Annotated in this window: 15 protein-coding genes; all 15 read left to right on the forward strand. The window is 64.9% G+C overall.

Annotation, left to right across the window (positions count from 1 at the left end; translation table 11 throughout):
* Positions 1–40: 40 nt before the first annotated feature.
* The 15 genes from LX70_RS12920 (at position 41) to LX70_RS12990 (ending at position 15,948) form a co-directional block, all read left to right on the forward strand.
* Positions 41–1,975, forward strand: a complete 1,935-nt coding sequence (locus LX70_RS12920) for an AAA family ATPase (protein ID WP_105515186.1) — start codon at positions 41–43, stop codon at positions 1,973–1,975.
* A complete protein-coding gene (locus tag LX70_RS12925) occupies positions 1,972–2,736 on the forward strand; it encodes a hypothetical protein (RefSeq protein WP_211301714.1) in 765 nt (254 codons plus the stop codon). Before LX70_RS12920 ends, LX70_RS12925 begins: the two co-directional genes overlap by 4 nt.
* Positions 2,733–4,091, forward strand: a complete 1,359-nt coding sequence (locus tag LX70_RS12930; protein ID WP_105515188.1) for a DUF6638 family protein — start codon at positions 2,733–2,735, stop codon at positions 4,089–4,091. The genes LX70_RS12925 and LX70_RS12930 overlap by 4 nt, the downstream gene beginning before the upstream one ends.
* Entirely contained in the window at positions 4,088–4,366 is a 279-nt protein-coding gene (locus tag LX70_RS12935; protein ID WP_105515189.1) for a hypothetical protein, read from the forward strand. The genes LX70_RS12930 and LX70_RS12935 overlap by 4 nt, the downstream gene beginning before the upstream one ends.
* A 7-nt stretch (positions 4,367–4,373) precedes the next feature.
* Positions 4,374–5,048, forward strand: coding sequence for a DUF1523 family protein (locus tag LX70_RS12940; RefSeq protein WP_105515190.1), 675 nt, complete (start codon positions 4,374–4,376; stop codon positions 5,046–5,048).
* A gap of 110 nt (positions 5,049–5,158) precedes the next feature.
* Complete coding sequence (deoC, locus tag LX70_RS12945; protein WP_105515191.1) at positions 5,159–6,133, forward strand: deoxyribose-phosphate aldolase; 975 nt, start codon at positions 5,159–5,161, stop codon at positions 6,131–6,133.
* A 59-nt stretch (positions 6,134–6,192) separates the two neighbouring features.
* A complete protein-coding gene (locus tag LX70_RS12950) occupies positions 6,193–8,550 on the forward strand; it encodes an aldehyde dehydrogenase family protein (protein ID WP_105515192.1) in 2,358 nt (785 codons plus the stop codon).
* On the forward strand, positions 8,547–9,245 hold the full coding sequence (locus LX70_RS12955; RefSeq protein WP_105515193.1) for a fumarylacetoacetate hydrolase family protein: 699 nt from the start codon (positions 8,547–8,549) through the stop codon (positions 9,243–9,245). The genes LX70_RS12950 and LX70_RS12955 overlap by 4 nt, the downstream gene beginning before the upstream one ends.
* An 84-nt stretch (positions 9,246–9,329) precedes the next feature.
* Complete coding sequence (locus LX70_RS12960) at positions 9,330–9,911, forward strand: amino acid synthesis family protein (RefSeq protein WP_105515194.1); 582 nt, start codon at positions 9,330–9,332, stop codon at positions 9,909–9,911.
* Positions 9,911–11,272 (forward strand): hypothetical protein, encoded by a 1,362-nt coding sequence (locus LX70_RS12965; protein ID WP_105515195.1) that lies wholly within the window; start codon positions 9,911–9,913, stop codon positions 11,270–11,272. Before LX70_RS12960 ends, LX70_RS12965 begins: the two co-directional genes overlap by 1 nt.
* Before the next feature lie 97 nt (positions 11,273–11,369).
* Positions 11,370–12,656 carry an ABC transporter substrate-binding protein gene (locus LX70_RS12970; RefSeq protein ID WP_105515196.1) on the forward strand — a complete coding sequence of 429 codons (1,287 nt, stop codon included), beginning with the start codon at positions 11,370–11,372 and terminating at the stop codon, positions 12,654–12,656.
* Between the two features lie 48 nt (positions 12,657–12,704).
* Positions 12,705–13,619 carry a branched-chain amino acid ABC transporter permease gene (locus LX70_RS12975; RefSeq protein ID WP_105515197.1) on the forward strand — a complete coding sequence of 305 codons (915 nt, stop codon included), beginning with the start codon at positions 12,705–12,707 and terminating at the stop codon, positions 13,617–13,619.
* Between the two features lie 5 nt (positions 13,620–13,624).
* On the forward strand, positions 13,625–14,557 hold the full coding sequence (locus tag LX70_RS12980) for a branched-chain amino acid ABC transporter permease (RefSeq protein ID WP_105515198.1): 933 nt from the start codon (positions 13,625–13,627) through the stop codon (positions 14,555–14,557).
* Positions 14,545–15,252: an ABC transporter ATP-binding protein gene (locus LX70_RS12985; protein ID WP_105515199.1), complete on the forward strand. Its 708-nt coding sequence runs from the start codon at positions 14,545–14,547 to the stop codon at positions 15,250–15,252. Before LX70_RS12980 ends, LX70_RS12985 begins: the two co-directional genes overlap by 13 nt.
* The gene (locus LX70_RS12990) at positions 15,253–15,948 is read left to right on the forward strand and encodes an ABC transporter ATP-binding protein (protein WP_105515200.1); all 696 of its coding nucleotides are present in this window, start codon (positions 15,253–15,255) and stop codon (positions 15,946–15,948) included.
* The last annotated feature ends 66 nt before the right edge of the window (positions 15,949–16,014 follow it).

Raw genomic sequence — 16,014 nt, forward strand, 5'->3', positions numbered from 1 at the left:
ACCCCGAGGTATTTCGAGCAAGATGAATGAGGGTTGAGGGATGAGTGGGCAGCGCGACGAGATGGAGCTGAAGGAAGAGGCGATCCGGGCGCATTATGCCGGGGCCGCCGCGCTTCTGTCGGGCTTTGACCATGCGCCGCGGATCGCGAAGGCGCAGGTCGCGGAGACGGCGGAGCGGTCGCCGGGGATAGGCGCGCGGCCGCGGTTCCGGTCGACGACGCCGGGGCTGGTGACGCGGCCCATGGTGCGGCCCGAGGGCGTGCGGCTGATCGAGCGGATCGAGGGCATCGGCGGTGACGATCCGATCGTCGATCCGGTCGAGGCCACCGTGTTGCAGGGCCTGCGCCGCGCGCTGGCGATTGCGCTGGCCGTGGGGGAGGCGTTTTCGGAGCAGACCGGGCTTTCCGAGCTGAAGCGCGCCAATCTGGAAAACCGCTTGCCCGCCGACCGCAAGGGCGCGTTTTCCGAGCTTCTGGCGGCGGAGGCCCTGGCGGTGCTGTCGGTCTTTGCCAATGCGACGGCCTTCCTTCTGGCGGCCCATGCCACCGAGGAGGTGGTGGAGATCGGCGCGGTCGAGGAGGTGTTGACCGATAACGCGCAACTGGCGCTTCACGGCGCGCTTTGGGAGCTGGATCAGGACATCGCGGTCTTTGCCGGAGAGGCGCCGAAGCTGGTGCCGGTGGTGCTGGCCTTTGCCGAGCAGCTGATGGAGAAGGTGAAGCTGCGCGCGGCGACCGCGCCGGGGCTTGAGGCCTTCACGCAGGCGAATTACCGGGTCGAGGCGGACGATTTCCCGATCTCGGGGTTCGAGGCGGCGCGGAAGGCCAAGGGCTCAACCCTCGTCATGACCTTCAAGAAGCCCAATGAGGTCGTCGGCAACCATATCGCCAAGTATCAGGCGATGCGGCTTTCGAAGATGCTGATGGCCTATGATTTCGAGCGTCGGCTGAACCCCTTTGCGGAGCTTGGCGGGTTCATCTTCACCTTCATGGGCGACGGCAAGCCGGGGACCGGCAAGACGACGCTGATCCAGATGATGGCGGGGCTTCTGAACGACTATTGCAAGGTGGCGAACTATCCGTTCCGCTATGCCAACCTGTCGATCGACAATGTCGATAGCTATCAGGGCAAGTCGGGGCAGAACGCCAAGGCCTTCATCAATTCGGTGATGGACCCGGCGGTGATCGGTTTCGGCACCGTCGATGACATCGACCAGGTGGCGGGCAAGCGCGGCGACCGGCAATCCTCGGCCGGGCAGCAGGAGATTACCGCCGTGCTGATGGAGGCCTTTGCCGGGGCCAATACCGTGGTGCGGGGCAACTGCACCTTCGGGATGTTTTCGAACTACCCGGAGAACGTGGACGACGCTTTGCGGCAACGCGCCGGGGCGCGGTTCCTGGTGGACGGGCCGCAGAGCCGCGAAGACTATATCGACATCCTCGCGCTTCTCTTGGGCAAGAACCATTCGATCCCGCTGGGCGAGCATGAGCTTTACGCCGCGCAGGAGATCAAGCGGGCCGTGGCGGCGAGTTTCGACGGGCATTCGGTGCCGCATGAGGATGGGTTGAAGGTTGTGTGGGCGGAGGTCGAGGGGCGTGTCGGGCCCTTGGACACCATCGCCAAGCTCGGCACCTATCTGAAGGCCATTCAGGAGGCCGATGAACGCTTCACCGGCCGCGCGATCAAGAACATTACCGATGCGGTGAAGGTGCGGGCGATGGATTTCGAATTGCCGGACGCGTGGATGGAGGAACCGGAGCTGTTCCTGTTCAAGTCCTATGACGAGAAGATGGCGATGATTTCGGAGCTGCGGAGGCCCATCACGGTGGAGATGGTGGTGCAGGAGATCAACCGCTACGCCGACAGCGAGTTCCGCTATGCCGACAAGTCGGATGAGGTGGCGATTGAGGCTATGGTGCGCGACTTTGGCCGGCAGGAGGAGGCGAAAAGGCGGTATCTGGAGGGGAAGGGGTGAGGGCGCCTGAACGGAAGATCTCTGTATTTCCCCTCGCTTGGGAAGAGTTGGAAACTATGCCTATTGAGCAAAAGACCTTGTATGTCTGCCTTTGCTTCTTGGTGAGTGAATTGAATGTACTGCAACGCCTCACGTTGCTCTCCCTGAAAGAGTTCCCCGACGATCCCCTTTACGAACACGCGGCGAAAATTCAAAGCAACACTTTGATACGCATCTATTCGTCAAAATGCTTCGAAGTTCAGAGGTTCGTGGCTAGCTGCGTCAAGAAGTGCAAAGACCTAGAGGTCAGGGAGTTCGCAGAGGATTTCGAACTGAGGTTCGCGGTGAAAAATGCCGGAAAGGGTTACGCTATAGCGGAGCATCTTCGAAACAAGATCGGCTTTCATTTAGATTTTCGTGAAGCGATGAAGTCTACTCGCAATGCGTTGGGGAAAACTGACTGCAATCTTTATATTCAGGAATCTGACGGAAACTGCTTCTTCCCTGTCGGCGAGGACATAATTCAGGGCAGTTGCTTCTGGGATGCAGCAGACGACGCCAAACACGCAATCAAGTCTGAAGAAGATCACGGGGCATGGGTTGATTGGTCGATGTCCGTTCATGCGCTGGCCAAAGATATGCACGGGGACGCATTTGAACGCTTTGTGCTGTCTAATCTAACGGAACCACTAGGCGACCCGATCAGCCACAAGGTTGACGGAGGGATGTTCGCGGTCGTCGGCGATCAAAGCCTCCCACTATTCGCGGTAGGAAGGCCATGAAACGCCTCATCACCAAGGGCCTGATGTTCGGCAACCTCATCCCGGTCGAAAGCCCGGCCCTCATCGAACGCTATAACCGCGCGCTCAAGGCGCTGACCGGGAAAGAAACCAAGCTTCCCGATTTCCATATCGACATTTCGGGCTATTCCCCCGAGGTGGGGGATGAGCTGGGCGATCACCTCTACCTCAACAAGAACGGCTGCAACCGGCAGTTCATCCTGCTGACCACCGACCAAAAGAATGCGCCGCTCCTGAACGCGAAATTCTCAACCTCGCGCGGTATCCTGACCCGCTTTATCGAGGAGAACGAGGCGCAGCTTTTCAGCCTGACCGCCCGCGACGCCGTGGCGGGGGAGCTGGAGAATACCGTTTTCGAACTGACCTCCCCGGCGAAGCTTTTCGACATCCGCCGGGTCACGGTGGTGGCCGACACGACCGGCAATCATCTGGCCGAGGCGGAAAAGCTCGGGCGGCTGATCGAGACCTTTCGCACCAAGGAAGACGCCTGGTGGGACGATGTGCTGATCGCCGAGATGATCGGGCTGGCGCAGAAGACCGGCGACGTGACGCGAAACCCGGTCACGCTGAAAGCGACGGCCTTTGAGCAGGGCAATTTCTGGACCTCGCATTTCGGCGGCATCTATGTGTTCCGCGACGTGGCCCATCCGGCCGCGATTTCCACCCTGCCAAAGGCCTCGCTGGGGCAGTTGCCGATCAAGTATGTCTTCGACCTGACCGACCGGAACCAGATCGCCAAGTTCCTTGAGATCAACGATCTGGTGGAACCGATCGTGACCGCGCGGGGGGCGGATGCGGCGGCGATCCTGCGCCAGAAGATGGATTTCATCGTCGTCGATGCGGCCTCGGCCCTTGGCCTCGACATCGGTCCCGGCGGGCGGCGGGACCTGCGGTCGGCCGCCGCCGCGCTGGGCCACCGCCTGCCGGAGGAGTTTCAGGGGCTGGCGGCACTTTTGCGCTGGGTCGAGACGGGCGGCGGATGGCCGCGCATCACCTCGGCCCATCCGGCCTATTTCTATACGCTGCGCGCCCGGCCCCATGCCGACCGCGACCTTGTGAACATGCTTCTGGCAGAGCTGTCGCCCTTGGACGTGCGCCAGCTTTTCATCTGCCACAAGGAGCTGTTCTACCGCACCTATGCCGGCTGGCCGGAGGAGAAGAAGCAATTCGTGGCGGATTATCTTGAGCGCGAATATCAGATCGACAAGGCGGGGGCGCGACGCGCGCTTTTCGGGCCGGAACCGGATATGAGCGGGGCGGATGTGACGCCGGGGCCGCTTCGCGATATGCTCGACATCGTCGGCCCCTGGGGCGCGGTGCGGAAGGAGCGCAGATGATCGGCTTCCTCAGAATGTTCGTCTTCGGGCTGATCGGCATGACCGTGGCCTATTGGCTCTTGCGGATCTACTTCCGTTCCACCCGGCGCGAGGAGCTTGAGAAGGACTGGGCCGCCGAGCATCCCGACGGGGGTGATCCCGGCGCCCGCGACGCCTATATCGAGGCCGGGATGGCGCGATACGGCAAGAGCCTGGCCCTGAAGCTGATCTGGCTTGTCTATGTCATTCCGACGCTGGCGGTTTTCGTGCTGGCATTCCTGATGAACCAACACTGAGGCGATCATGAGATATGTGAAATGGACCTTCCTGACGGTGATCGCGCTGATCGTGGTCGGGTTCTTCCACTATACGCTGCCGCAGCATGACGTGGTGCGGGTCGTCGGCACCTATCAGGAACGCCAGGACCTGAGCGACTGGACCCGGATCTTCTGGGCCACGCCCGATGATCAGTCCACGGGCCTCATCAACCGCGATGTGCAGTTCATCCAGGCGGTGAAGGCGAACGGCAAGGAAGTTGTTTACCGCAATGAGGATACCGGCTGGAACTGGCCGCCTTATTTCAAGTTCGACACCGCGAACCTTCTGGCCCGCGCGCAGGACATGATTTCGACTTCCGACAACCCGAAATGGGCGGTGGTCACGCATTACGGCTGGCGGAACATCTACTTTTCCTCCTTCCCCAACGCGATCTCGATCAAGCCGGTGGCGGGGCCGGATGTGACCATCATCCCGTGGTTCAACATCTTCTTCTTCGTCTTCCTCGCCGTGATCCTTCTGATGCTGCGGCGGATGTGGTTGCAGTTCCGCGAACGCTCCATCGACCCGGTGCTTGAGGATATGGGCGAGGCCTGGGATTCGGTCGAGGATCGCGCCGGTGCGGCGGCGACCGAGGCGCGGGGCGTCTGGGGCAGGTTCAAGGCCTGGCTTGGCACCTGGCGGGGCAAGCCGCGGGTGTAGAACGTCGCGTCATTCCTTGACCATATGGTCAAGGAATGCGTTGCGGAGATGGGGGACAAACGTTAGGTATCCGCGTTATGATCCCGGCGGTCCCAGCGGCAGGAAGTACGATGAACGCCGACGCAACAGCCCACGGCACGAACACCCTGCGCAATGCGGGCATTCCCCTGCAACTCGACTGGTTCGAGACTATCGCCGTGAACACGCCTGCGGCGGAACGGCGGGCGGCCACGCTGACCACGCGGCGCAGCGTGAAGAAGGAATGGCAGGCCGCCTGGCTTGTGAACGCGATCCGCTGCATGGACCTGACGACGCTGGCGGGCGACGATACCGAGGACCGCGTGCGGCGGCTTTGCGCCAAGGCGCGGCGGCCGCTTGCCGATCACATCATGGAGGGGCTTGGGCTTGACCGGCTGATGACGGGGGCGGTCTGCGTCTATCCGACGATGGTCGGCGCGGCGGCCCGCGCGCTTGAGGGCAGCGGTATTCCCGTCGCCTCGGTCGCGACGGGCTTTCCCGCCGGGCTGATGCCACTTGATCTGCGGCTGGCCGAGATCCGCTATGCGCTCGACCAGGGCGCGGATGAGATCGACATCGTCATCACCCGCGCCCATGTCCTCGACGGGAACTGGTCGGCGCTTTACGAGGAAATCGCCGCGATGCGCGAGGCCTGCGGGGCCGCGCATATGAAGGCGATCCTTGCGACCGGCGATCTGAAGACACTGCGTAATGTCTACAAGGCCAGCATGGTGGCGATGCAGGCGGGGGCGGATTTCATCAAGACCTCGACCGGCAAGGAAGGCGTCAACGCCACGCTGCCGGTCAGTCTTGTGATGGTCCGCGCGCTGCGCGACTACAGTCACGAAACCGGCTACCGGATCGGCTTCAAGCCGGCCGGCGGGATGAAGACGGCGAAGGACGCCATCGCCTGGCAGATCCTGATGAAGGAGGAGTTGGGCAATCCCTGGCTTTCGCCCGCGCTGTTCCGGCTTGGTGCCTCCTCCATGCTTGGCGATATCGAACGGCAGCTCGATCATCATGTGACCGGGCGCTATGCCGCATCCTCGCGCCATGCGCTGGCGTGATCGTCCGGTGGCCCGTCGGGGCCGCCGGGACGGAACAGATTGATGGAAAGTGAACCCGGATGCCCAGCGTGACAGAGATATTGGAGACGATGGACTACGGCCCGGCCCCCGAGGCATCGGGCGAGGTGCGGGCCTGGCTGAAGGCGCGCGGAACCTTTGGCCATTTCATCGACGGGGCCTTCACGAAACCCGGCAAGACCTTCGCCACGGCGGACCCCGCCACGGGCGAGGTGCTGGCGAAGGTGGCGGCGGGAAGCGTGAAGGACGTGGCCGAGGCGGTGAAGGCCGCCCGCGCGGCGCAGCCCGGCTGGGGCAGGCTTTCCGGTCATGAACGGGCGAAGTGGCTTTACGCGCTTGCCCGCCACATCCAGAAACGCGAACGCTTCCTTGCGGTGCTTGAAACGCTCGACAACGGCAAGCCGATCCGTGAAAGCCGCGACATCGACGTGCCGCTGGCGGCGCGGCATTTCTACCACCACGCCGGTTGGGCCGAGATGCTGGCCGAGGAGTTTCCGGGCGCGTCCCCGGTCGGCGTTTGCGGCCAGATCATCCCGTGGAACTTCCCCCTTCTGATGCTGGCATGGAAGATCGCGCCCGCGCTGGCGGCGGGCAATACCGTGGTGCTGAAGCCCGCCGAATACACGCCGCTGACCGCGCTCGCCTTTGCCGAGATCTGCGCCGAGGTCGGGCTGCCCAAAGGTGTCGTCAACATCGTCACCGGCGACGGTGAAACCGGGGCGGCGCTGGTCGCGGCGGAGGTGGACAAGATCGCCTTCACCGGCTCGACCGAGGTTGGCCGCGCGATCCGCAAGGCGACGGCGGGGACGGGCAAGGCGCTGACGCTGGAACTGGGCGGCAAGTCGCCCTTCGTTGTCTTCGCCGATGCCGATCTGGATGCGGCGGTGGAAGGCGTGGTGGATGCGATCTGGTTCAATCAGGGGCAGGTCTGCTGCGCGGGATCGCGGATTCTGGTGCAGGAAGCGGTCGCCGCGACCTTCCAGAACCGGCTGAAGGCGCGGCTGGGCAAGCTGCGCGTCGGCGACCCGCTGGACAAGTCCACCGATGTCGGCGCCATCGTCGATCCGGTGCAATTGACCCGCATCCGCGACCTTGTCGCGAAGGGGGAGGCGCAGGGGGCAAAGCTGCATCAGGCGGCGGCGCAACTGCCCGCCAAGGGCTGCTATTTCGCGCCGGGCTTCTTCACCGACGTGGCCCCGGCAAACATCGTGTCGGAGGCCGAGATTTTCGGCCCGGTCGCCACGCTGACCACCTTCCGCACCCCGGATGAGGCGCTGGCGCTTGCCAACAACACGCGCTACGGCCTCGCCGCCTCTATCTGGTCGGAGAACATCAACCTTGCGCTTGATGTGGCGGCGAAGGTGAAGGCGGGGGTGGTCTGGGTCAACTCCACCAATGTCTTCGACGCCGGGGCGGGCTTTGGCGGCTACCGCGAAAGCGGTTTCGGTCGCGAGGGCGGGCGCGAGGGGATGCGGGAGTATCTGGCCGAACCCACCCCCAGGGCGCGGGCCGAGGTCGCGGCAGTCGCGCTTGATGCCGCGCCGGTCCCCGCCGCGCCGTCCAAAGGCGCAGCCCCCATCGACCGCACCGCGAAGATGTATGTCGGTGGCGCGCAGAAACGCCCCGACAGCGGCTATTCCTACGCCGTGATGGCGAAGGGGCGCGAGATCGGGCTGGCCGGGCTTGGCAACCGCAAGGACATCCGCAATGCCGTTGAGGCGGCGCAGAAGGCGGGCGGCTGGGGCAAGGCCACGGGCCACAACCGGGCGCAGGTCCTTTACTATCTGGCCGAAAACCTGTCGGCGCGCGAGGCGGAGTTCACGGCGCGGCTGAAAGAGGCCGGGGTGACCAAGGCGGCCGATGAGGTCGCAGGCACCATCCGCCGCGCCTTTTACTACGCCGCGCAGGCCGACAAGTTCGACGGCGCCGTGCATTCCACGAAATCCGCCCATGTCACGCTGGCCATGCCCGAGGCCTTCGGCGTGATGGGCATCGCCTGCCCGAATGACGCGCCGCTTCTGGGCTTCGTCAGCCTTGTCCTGCCCGCGATCGCGATGGGCAACCGGGTGGTCGCTGTCCCGTCGCAGTCGATGCCGCTGGCCGCGACCGATCTTTATCAGGTCTTCGATACCTCCGACCTGCCCGGCGGCGTGGTCAATATCGTCACCGGCCCGCGCGACGATCTGGCCAGGACGCTGGCGCAGCACGACGATGTCGCCGCGATGTGGTATTGCGGCGGGGCCGAAGGCGCGCGGATGGTTCAGGCGGAAAGTGCCGGTAACCTCAAGGTCACATGGACCCTTGCCAATCGCGACTGGCACGGGCCAGATGGGCAGGGGCGCGGCTTTCTGACCCGCGCCACGCAAGTGAAAAACATCTGGATTCCATACGGCGAATGACCCGCACCCTCTTTCCGCTTCCCGCGCCCGCCCTTGTCCCCGTGAACGGGGAGGAGGCATCCTTTCCCGTCAACCGCATCTTCTGTGTCGGGCGCAACTATGCCGACCACGCCAAGGAGATGGGGTCGGAGGTGGACCGCGAGGCGCCGTTCTACTTCACCAAGGCACCCGCGCATGTCGTCCTGTCCGGCGCGACGGTTCCCTTCCCGCTTGGCACCGCCGATTGCCATCATGAGATGGAGTTCGTCGTGGCCCTCGGCGCGCCTGCCTTCCGGGTTTCGGTAGAGGAGGCGATGGCAGCGGTCTATGGCTATGCCGCAGGTCTCGACATGACGCGGCGCGATCTTCAGGCGGTGGCGAAGGACAAGCGCCGCCCTTGGGACACCGGCAAGGATTTCGAGAATGCCGCCGTGATCGGCCCGATCACCCGTGCGGCCGCGTTTGGCACGCCGGGGCCACAGGCAATCACCCTGCGTCTGAACGGCTCGGTGCGGCAGGCGTCGCATCTGTCGGACATGGTCTGGTCCGTGCCAGAGATCATCGCGCATCTTTCGACGCTCTATCACCTCATGCCCGGCGATCTGATCTATACCGGCACCCCCGCCGGTGTCGGCGCGGTCCAGCCCGGTGACCGGCTGGTGGGCGAGGTGGCGGGGCTGTCGCCGGTCGAACTGACTTACGGTCCGGCGGAATAGGGCCGGGGCGGTTTCGAAACGGAATTGCCCGCCCCGTCCGATTGCGGCATGTTGCCCGCGTTCAGTTTGGGGGAGAGAAGACATATGGCCAGGTTCCGCCTTCGCAAGATGACGGTCATCCTTGACGAGATCCACCATGACGGCGGGCCGGATGCCGCCCGCCCGCGCCAGCGCGGCGCGGTTCTGGCGGTCGTCTCCAACCCCTTCGCCGGGCGCTATGAGGCCGACCTGCAACCGGCGATGGAGGATCTGAAGCCCCTGGGCAAGGCGATGGCCGAAAAGCTGATCGCGGCGCTGGGCGGGGCGGAGGGGATCGACGCCTATGGCAAGGGCGCCATCGTGGGCGAGGCGGGGGAGCTTGAGCATGGCGCGCTTTGGCACGCGCCGGGAGGCTACGGGATGCGCGAGATCCTGGGCAACCCCAAGGCCATCGTGCCGTCGACCAAGAAGGTCGGGCCGATGGGCGCCTTCATTGACCTGCCGCTGACGCATTTCGGCGCGTCCTATGTCCGCAGCCATTTCGATGCGATGACGGTCTCTGTGCCGGACGGCCCCAAGGCGGATGAGATCGTCTTTGGACTTGTCATGGCCAAGGGGCCGCGCGTGCATTCGCGCATGGGCGGGCTTGAGGTGGCGGATATCAAGGGCGAGGACGGTCTGCGCTGATGCGCCGTCTTGCTGCGTTGCTGGTCCTTCTGCCCGGCGCGGCGCTTGCCCATGCGTCCGAACGCATGGTGATCCTGACGCTGCCGACCGGGTGGTACATCCTTGGCGCGGGCGTGGCGGTGGCGCTGACGGCGCTGGTGGGGCTGGCCGGGGGGCGGCTGCCTGCCTTCGGCAGCCGGGTGCTTTTCGACCGGCCCGTGCTGGTGCCGCGCGTGGTGACAAGCTGGATCGGTGCGGCGGCCTTCTGGGCGCTGGTTGCCGTCGGCATCTGGGGGACGCGCGATCCGCTGGGGAACCTTCTGCCGCTAACCGTCTGGACGGTGCTTTGGGTCGGGCTGACGCTGGCTTGCGTGGTTTTCGGCAATCTCTGGCGCGATGTCGCGCCGTGGGGTGGCCCGGTCCGGTCGATCCGGCGCGCAACCGGCTGGCAGGGCAGCATCGGCCTTTCGCGCCTTGGCCATGCCCCGGCGGTGCTGGGATACCTTGCCTTCGCGTGGTTCGAGATCGTGTCGCTTGCCCCCGCCGATCCCTTCGTCCTCGCCCGCGCGGCGGCGGTCTACTACCTTGTCATCCTCGTGCTGGCGGTGGCAGAGGGGGAGGACTGGCTGGAGAAGGGCGAATTCGCGACGCTCTACTTCGCCTTCGTCGCCCGTATCGCGCCCTTCTGGGCCGAATACGCGCCCGGCCGGGTGCGGGTCATGGTCGGCCTGCCGGGGGCGCAGGTCCTGCGGATGGAGCCGCTGGACGCAACGGCCATCGCCTTTCTGACGCTGGTGCTGGCCTCGGTCAGTTTCGACGGGCTGCATGAGACGTTCTGGTGGCTGGTCCAGATCGGGATCAACCCGCTGGAGTACCCCGGTCGCTCGGTCGTCTGGTCCGTGAATTCGCTGGCGCTGCCCGCCTTCTGGGCGCTGAGCGCCGCGACGATCCTTGCCGCGATCCGTCTGGGGGTGCCGAAGGGGACGCGGTTTTCGGACATGGCCGGGCCGATGATGCTGGCGATCCTGCCCATCGCGGCGGGCTATCACGTCGCCCATTACCTGATCGCACTTCTGACCAACGGGCAATATGTGATCGCGGCGCTGAACGATCCGTTCGGGCGCGGCTGGGACCTCTTCGGCCTGCCGGACCATTGGGTGTCCTTCGGCTTCCTCGCGACGCGCAGCGGGACGCTGGCGATCTGGATCGCGCAATTCGCGATCATCCTTGCGGCGCATCTTCTGGCCGTCGTCCTTGGCCTGAAGATCGCGCAGCGCTTCGCCGGCGGGGACCGCTTTGCCACCCATCTGCCCATGACCGTCCTGATGATCGGCTACACCGTTTTCGGCCTCTGGATGCTCTCCTCCCCCACGGCGGGATGAGAAGTGCTTGCATTGCGGGGCGAACCGTTGTTCCGTTACGTTAGAAAAAACCCGAACTGCGCGGAAAACCGTGCGTTATCAACAGCGGAGATGTTTGATGTCTAACAAGATGACTATGCCGACTCGCCGTTCTGTCCTGTCCGGTATGGCGGCAGGGGGTGCGCTTCTGGCGACCGGGCTGACGCCGCGCTTCGTTCAGGCGCAATCCTCGGCGCCGATCAAGCTTGGGTTTCAACTGCACCGGACGGGCATCGGCGCGGCCTATGGGCGGTGGTATGAACGAACCGCGACTGCGGCGCTGAAGGTCCTGAACGATCAGGGCGGCATCGGCGGCCGCCCGGTCGAGATCGTGTTCGAGGATGACGGCACCGATCCCGCGCGCGGCGCCGAGGTCTTTGGCAAGCTCGCGACCCAGGCCAATTGCGATCTGGTCTATGGTGCGCTTTTCTCCCATGTCGTCGTCGGCACCGCGCCGCGCGCGGCAGAACTGAAGGTGCCCTACCTCGTCTGTTCCGAGGGCCACCACGTTGCCTCCGGCATGCTGAACCGCTGGACGCTTCAGCCGGGCATCACCGATGTGAAAAGCCAGGTGCAGTCGATGGCGCCATGGGTCACGCAGAACCTTGGCAAGAAGGTCACCATGGTCTTCCCGGACTATGCCTTCGGCCATGACCACCGCGATTTCTTCACCGCCGCCGTTCAGGCGCAGGGCGGCGAGGTGATCCGCCAGATCGCCATCCCGCCGACCGAGACGTCCTTCACCCGCTATTTCCCGCAGATCCCCGCCGATACCGAGGTACTGTATCACGTCATGGTCGGCCCCGCTGTCCTGACCTTCGTGAAGGAGTTGGGCGAGTTCTACGGCACCGGCGACCGGCCGCAGATCTTCGGTTTCATCGACAGCCTTGAGGCGGTGAACATCGCCTCTCCGGGGCTGGAATTCCTGGAAGGCACGCATTTCTGGGAAGGCCACAACCGCAACAAGCAGGCGGATGCGAGCGAGGCGGAAACCTTCTACCGCACCGCCGTCGGCGTCGATGATACCGGCGCCTCGGTCAGTGACGCGAATGAGGTATCGACCTACGCCCATATGTTTTCCGCCTGGGAGACGCTTTTCACCATCAAGGACGCGATGGAGGCCGCGGGCTATCAGGGGCCTGCCGACCGGCAGAAATTCGTCGAGGCGCTTGAGGCGATGACAAGCTTTGCCGAGGGCAACGACCATCCGCAGGGCGATCTGAGCTTCAACGGCAAGACCCACCAGGCCTTCGGGCATCAAAACATCTCGAAGGTTGAGGGCGGCAAGCTGATCCGCGTTCACCGGACCTCGCTCGAAGACGGGTATTACCCCGATGAGGTCGATTACACGACGCAGAGCTTCTGACATGATTGAAGGAGCAGGGCGGGGCCGCCGGTCCCGCCCGGTCTACGCGTGAGCCTCGGGTCCATCTTCCTTCTCGCCCTCCTGGAAGGGCTGGTCAGCGCCTCGGTTCTGGCGCTGACGGCAAGCGGGCTGTCGCTTGTCTTCGGGATCATGCGCGTCGTCAACGTCGCGCATGGCGAATTCTTCATGCTGGGCGCGGTGATCGCCTGGTTCGTGTCGCATTGGGTCGGCGGGCCGCCCGCGGTTGCCTTCGTGCTGGCACTGGGCGTGGCGCCGCTGGTCGTGGGCGGCATCGCGGCCCTGGCCGATACGCTGGTCCTGAAACGGCTGAATTACGAACCCGAAGCGACGATCGTCGCCACCATCGGGCTGCTCTACATCCTTCAGCAGGGCGCGCTGAGCCTCTTTGGCCCCAATGCGCTGCCGGTGCCTGCGCCCTTCGATCTGCGCCTGCAACTGATCGGATTTGGCTATTCCGGCTACAAGCTGGCCGTGATCGCGGCGGCGGTGGTGATCCTGCTTAGCCTCTGGCTGATCCTGACCCATACGCGGATCGGGCTGGTCATGCGGGCGACGCAGATCGACCGCAACACGGCGCGCGCCTTCGGGATCAATGTCGACCGCGTCTATGCGATGGTCTTCGCCATGGGCGCGGGGCTGGCCGCCATCGCCGCCGTGCTGATCGTGCCGATCCAGCAGGCGCATTACCTGATGGGGGCGGACCCGCTGTTGCTGTCCTTCTCGGTGGTCATTATCGGAGGGTTGGGCAGCCTGCGGGGGACGGTTGTGGCGGCCTTGCTGATTGGCATGGTGGATCAGGTGATCCCGATCTTCCTGCCGGTCGTCCTGCCCGATTACGGCGCCTATTTCACCCCGACGCTGGCGAAAATCCTTGCCACGCTGGTGGTGGCGCTGGTCCTTGTCTTCCGGCCGCAGGGCCTTTTCGGGAAGCGCCACGCATGAGGGACATGAAGGCGTTTTTCCTGCATCTGGCCGTCCTTGCCGCCCTTCTGGCGGCGCTGCCGCTGCTGTCGGCCTATCATGTCACCAATGTCGCCAAGATCATGGTGCTGGCGGTCTATGCGATGGGCTACAACATCGCCTTCGGCTATACGGGCCTTCTGAGCCTTGGCCATGCGCTGTTCTTCGCGGCCGGGCTTTACGCGGCCGGGATGGGGATCAGCCAGTTTGGCCTTGGCTCGGCCGGGGCGCTGGTCGCGGGGCCGGTCGCGGGCGGGCTGATCGCGGCGGCGGTCGGGCTTCTGGCGCTCAGGACCGCCGGTGTCGCCTTCATGATCGTGACGCTGATGTTCGCGCAGGCGGGCTATCTGACGGTCCTTTACTTCGTCCGCTACACGCGCGGCGATGAGGGGATCGTGCTGGACCGCGCCGCGCGGATGCTGGGCGGTGTCGATCTGTCGGGCGACACGCCGCGTTACCTGCTGGCCTTCGCGCTGTTCGCCGTCGCCCTGCTGGTCAACCTCGCGCTTGTCCGTTCCCCCTTTGGCCGGGTGATGATCGCCATGCGCGAGAATGAGGCGCGCAGCCGCATGCTGGGCTACAATCCTTACACCGTGAAGCTGACCGCGCTGGTCGTGTCGGGCGTCTATGCGGGCGCGGCGGGGGCGGCCTATGCGGTGCTGTTCGGTTATGTGGGTGCCAGCCTTGCCTCGGTCCAGTATTCGATCCTGCCGCTGCTTTACGTCCTTCTGGGCGGCGCGGGGACGGTGCTGGGGCCGCTTCTGGGCGCGCTGTTGATGTTCTACCTGATCGACTACGCAAGCTCGGCCACCTCGGCCTATCAGTTCATCGTCGGCGCGGTTCTGGTGGTGCTGGTGCTGTTCGCGCCGAAAGGCATTCTCGGAACGCTCAGGGAGCGGGGGCTACGATGGCTGCCGTGATCCTAGAGGCGCGCGGTCTGACGCGGCATTTCGGCGGGCTGAAGGCCGTGGACCGGGTCGATTTCGACCTGGCGGCGGGGGAGATTCACGCGCTGATCGGGCCGAACGGGGCGGGCAAGACGACCTTTGTCAGCCTCCTGTCGGGCCGGATCGAGGCCGGGGCGGGGCGTATCCTTTTCGAAGGCCGCGACATCACCCGGCTGCCCGCCCATGCCCGCGTCCGGCGCGGCATCGCCTATACCTTCCAGATCACCCAGATCTATGCCGCGCTGAGCGTTTATGACAACGTCGCGCTGGCGGCGCAAAGCCATGGCAGCCACCCGCTGAAACCGGCGGCGATGGAGGCGCTGGACCGCGTTGGCCTGACCGACCGCGCCGGGCAGATCGCGGGGACGCTCAGCTATGGCCACCAGCGATTGCTTGAGGTCGCGATGGGCCTTGCGCTGAAACCGCGCCTTCTGATCCTGGATGAGCCGACGCAGGGCCTGTCGCAGGGGGAGATTGAGGTCTTCAACGGCATCGTGCAATCGGTCGTGCCCGCGGCGACGGTGCTGCTGATCGAGCATAACATGGACGTGGTCATGGAGCTGGCCCAGCGGATCACCGTCCTGAACTTCGGTGAGGTGCTGGCGACCGGCACCCCTGCGGAAATCCGCGCCAATCCTGCCGTTCAGGCGGCCTATCTGGGGGCATGAATGCTGCGGCTTGAGGGGATCGAGGCGGGTTATGGCGCGGTGCAGGTCCTGCGCGGGCTGAGCTTTGCGGTCGAACCGGGGGAGGTGCTGTGCCTGATGGGCCGCAACGGCGTCGGCAAGACCACGGCGCTCCGCGCGATCATGGGGCAGGTGCCGGTCAGTGCGGGCGCGATCCTTGTTGACGGCGTCGCGGTGCAGGACCTTGCCGCCCATGACGTCCCGAAAGAGGGGATCGGCTATGTCCCGCAGGGGCGGCGGCTGTTCGGTGACCTGACGGTGGCGGAGAATATCGAGATCGGGCTGATGACGCGGGGCCGCGATGCCCGCGTGCGCGAGAAGGTGCTGACCATCTTCCCGCGCCTGCGCGAACGGCTGGGCCAGATTTCCCGCACGCTGTCGGGGGGCGAACAGCAGATGCTGGCCATCGCCCGCGCGCTTTGTCTTGAACCGAAGGTGCTGCTCCTCGATGAGCCGACCGAGGGCCTTCAACCGTCGATGATCGCGCTTATTCGCGACACGGTGGTGGCGCTGAAGGAAACCGGCGTCGCCACGATCCTTGTCGAGCAGCGCGTGGATGCCGCCCTGTCGGTCGCCGACCGGATCGCCTTCATCTCTGGCGGGCAGGTGGCCGAGACGGTGGATACCGGCGGCATGACCGAACAGTCGCCGCAATTCGCCGCCTATGTCGGGGTCTGACGGCCCGGCGCCGCATTGCGGCAGCGGGCGCATGGGGCTATGACCGCTGGGCAGGGCAACGGCGGG

This window comes from Albidovulum denitrificans, assembly GCF_002973535.1.
Classification (GTDB): domain Bacteria; phylum Pseudomonadota; class Alphaproteobacteria; order Rhodobacterales; family Rhodobacteraceae; genus Albidovulum; species Albidovulum denitrificans.

Bases quoted from the DNA above. Each gene is read 5' to 3' on its own strand.
- LX70_RS12930 (WP_105515188.1), top strand. From the start codon at position 2,733: ATGAAACGCCTCATCACCAAGGGCCTGATGTTCGGCAACCTCATCCCG.
- LX70_RS12980 (WP_105515198.1), top strand. From the start codon at position 13,625: ATGAAGGCGTTTTTCCTGCATCTGGCCGTCCTTGCCGCCCTTCTGGCG.
- LX70_RS12965 (WP_105515195.1), top strand. From the start codon at position 9,911: ATGCGCCGTCTTGCTGCGTTGCTGGTCCTTCTGCCCGGCGCGGCGCTT.
- LX70_RS12955 (WP_105515193.1), top strand. From the start codon at position 8,547: ATGACCCGCACCCTCTTTCCGCTTCCCGCGCCCGCCCTTGTCCCCGTG.
- LX70_RS12960 (WP_105515194.1), top strand. From the start codon at position 9,330: ATGGCCAGGTTCCGCCTTCGCAAGATGACGGTCATCCTTGACGAGATC.
- LX70_RS12990 (WP_105515200.1), top strand. From the start codon at position 15,253: ATGCTGCGGCTTGAGGGGATCGAGGCGGGTTATGGCGCGGTGCAGGTC.
- LX70_RS12935 (WP_105515189.1), top strand. From the start codon at position 4,088: ATGATCGGCTTCCTCAGAATGTTCGTCTTCGGGCTGATCGGCATGACC.
- LX70_RS12985 (WP_105515199.1), top strand. From the start codon at position 14,545: ATGGCTGCCGTGATCCTAGAGGCGCGCGGTCTGACGCGGCATTTCGGC.
- LX70_RS12970 (WP_105515196.1), top strand. From the start codon at position 11,370: ATGTCTAACAAGATGACTATGCCGACTCGCCGTTCTGTCCTGTCCGGT.
- deoC (WP_105515191.1), top strand. From the start codon at position 5,159: ATGAACGCCGACGCAACAGCCCACGGCACGAACACCCTGCGCAATGCG.
- LX70_RS12940 (WP_105515190.1), top strand. From the start codon at position 4,374: ATGAGATATGTGAAATGGACCTTCCTGACGGTGATCGCGCTGATCGTG.
- LX70_RS12920 (WP_105515186.1), top strand. From the start codon at position 41: ATGAGTGGGCAGCGCGACGAGATGGAGCTGAAGGAAGAGGCGATCCGG.
- LX70_RS12950 (WP_105515192.1), top strand. From the start codon at position 6,193: ATGCCCAGCGTGACAGAGATATTGGAGACGATGGACTACGGCCCGGCC.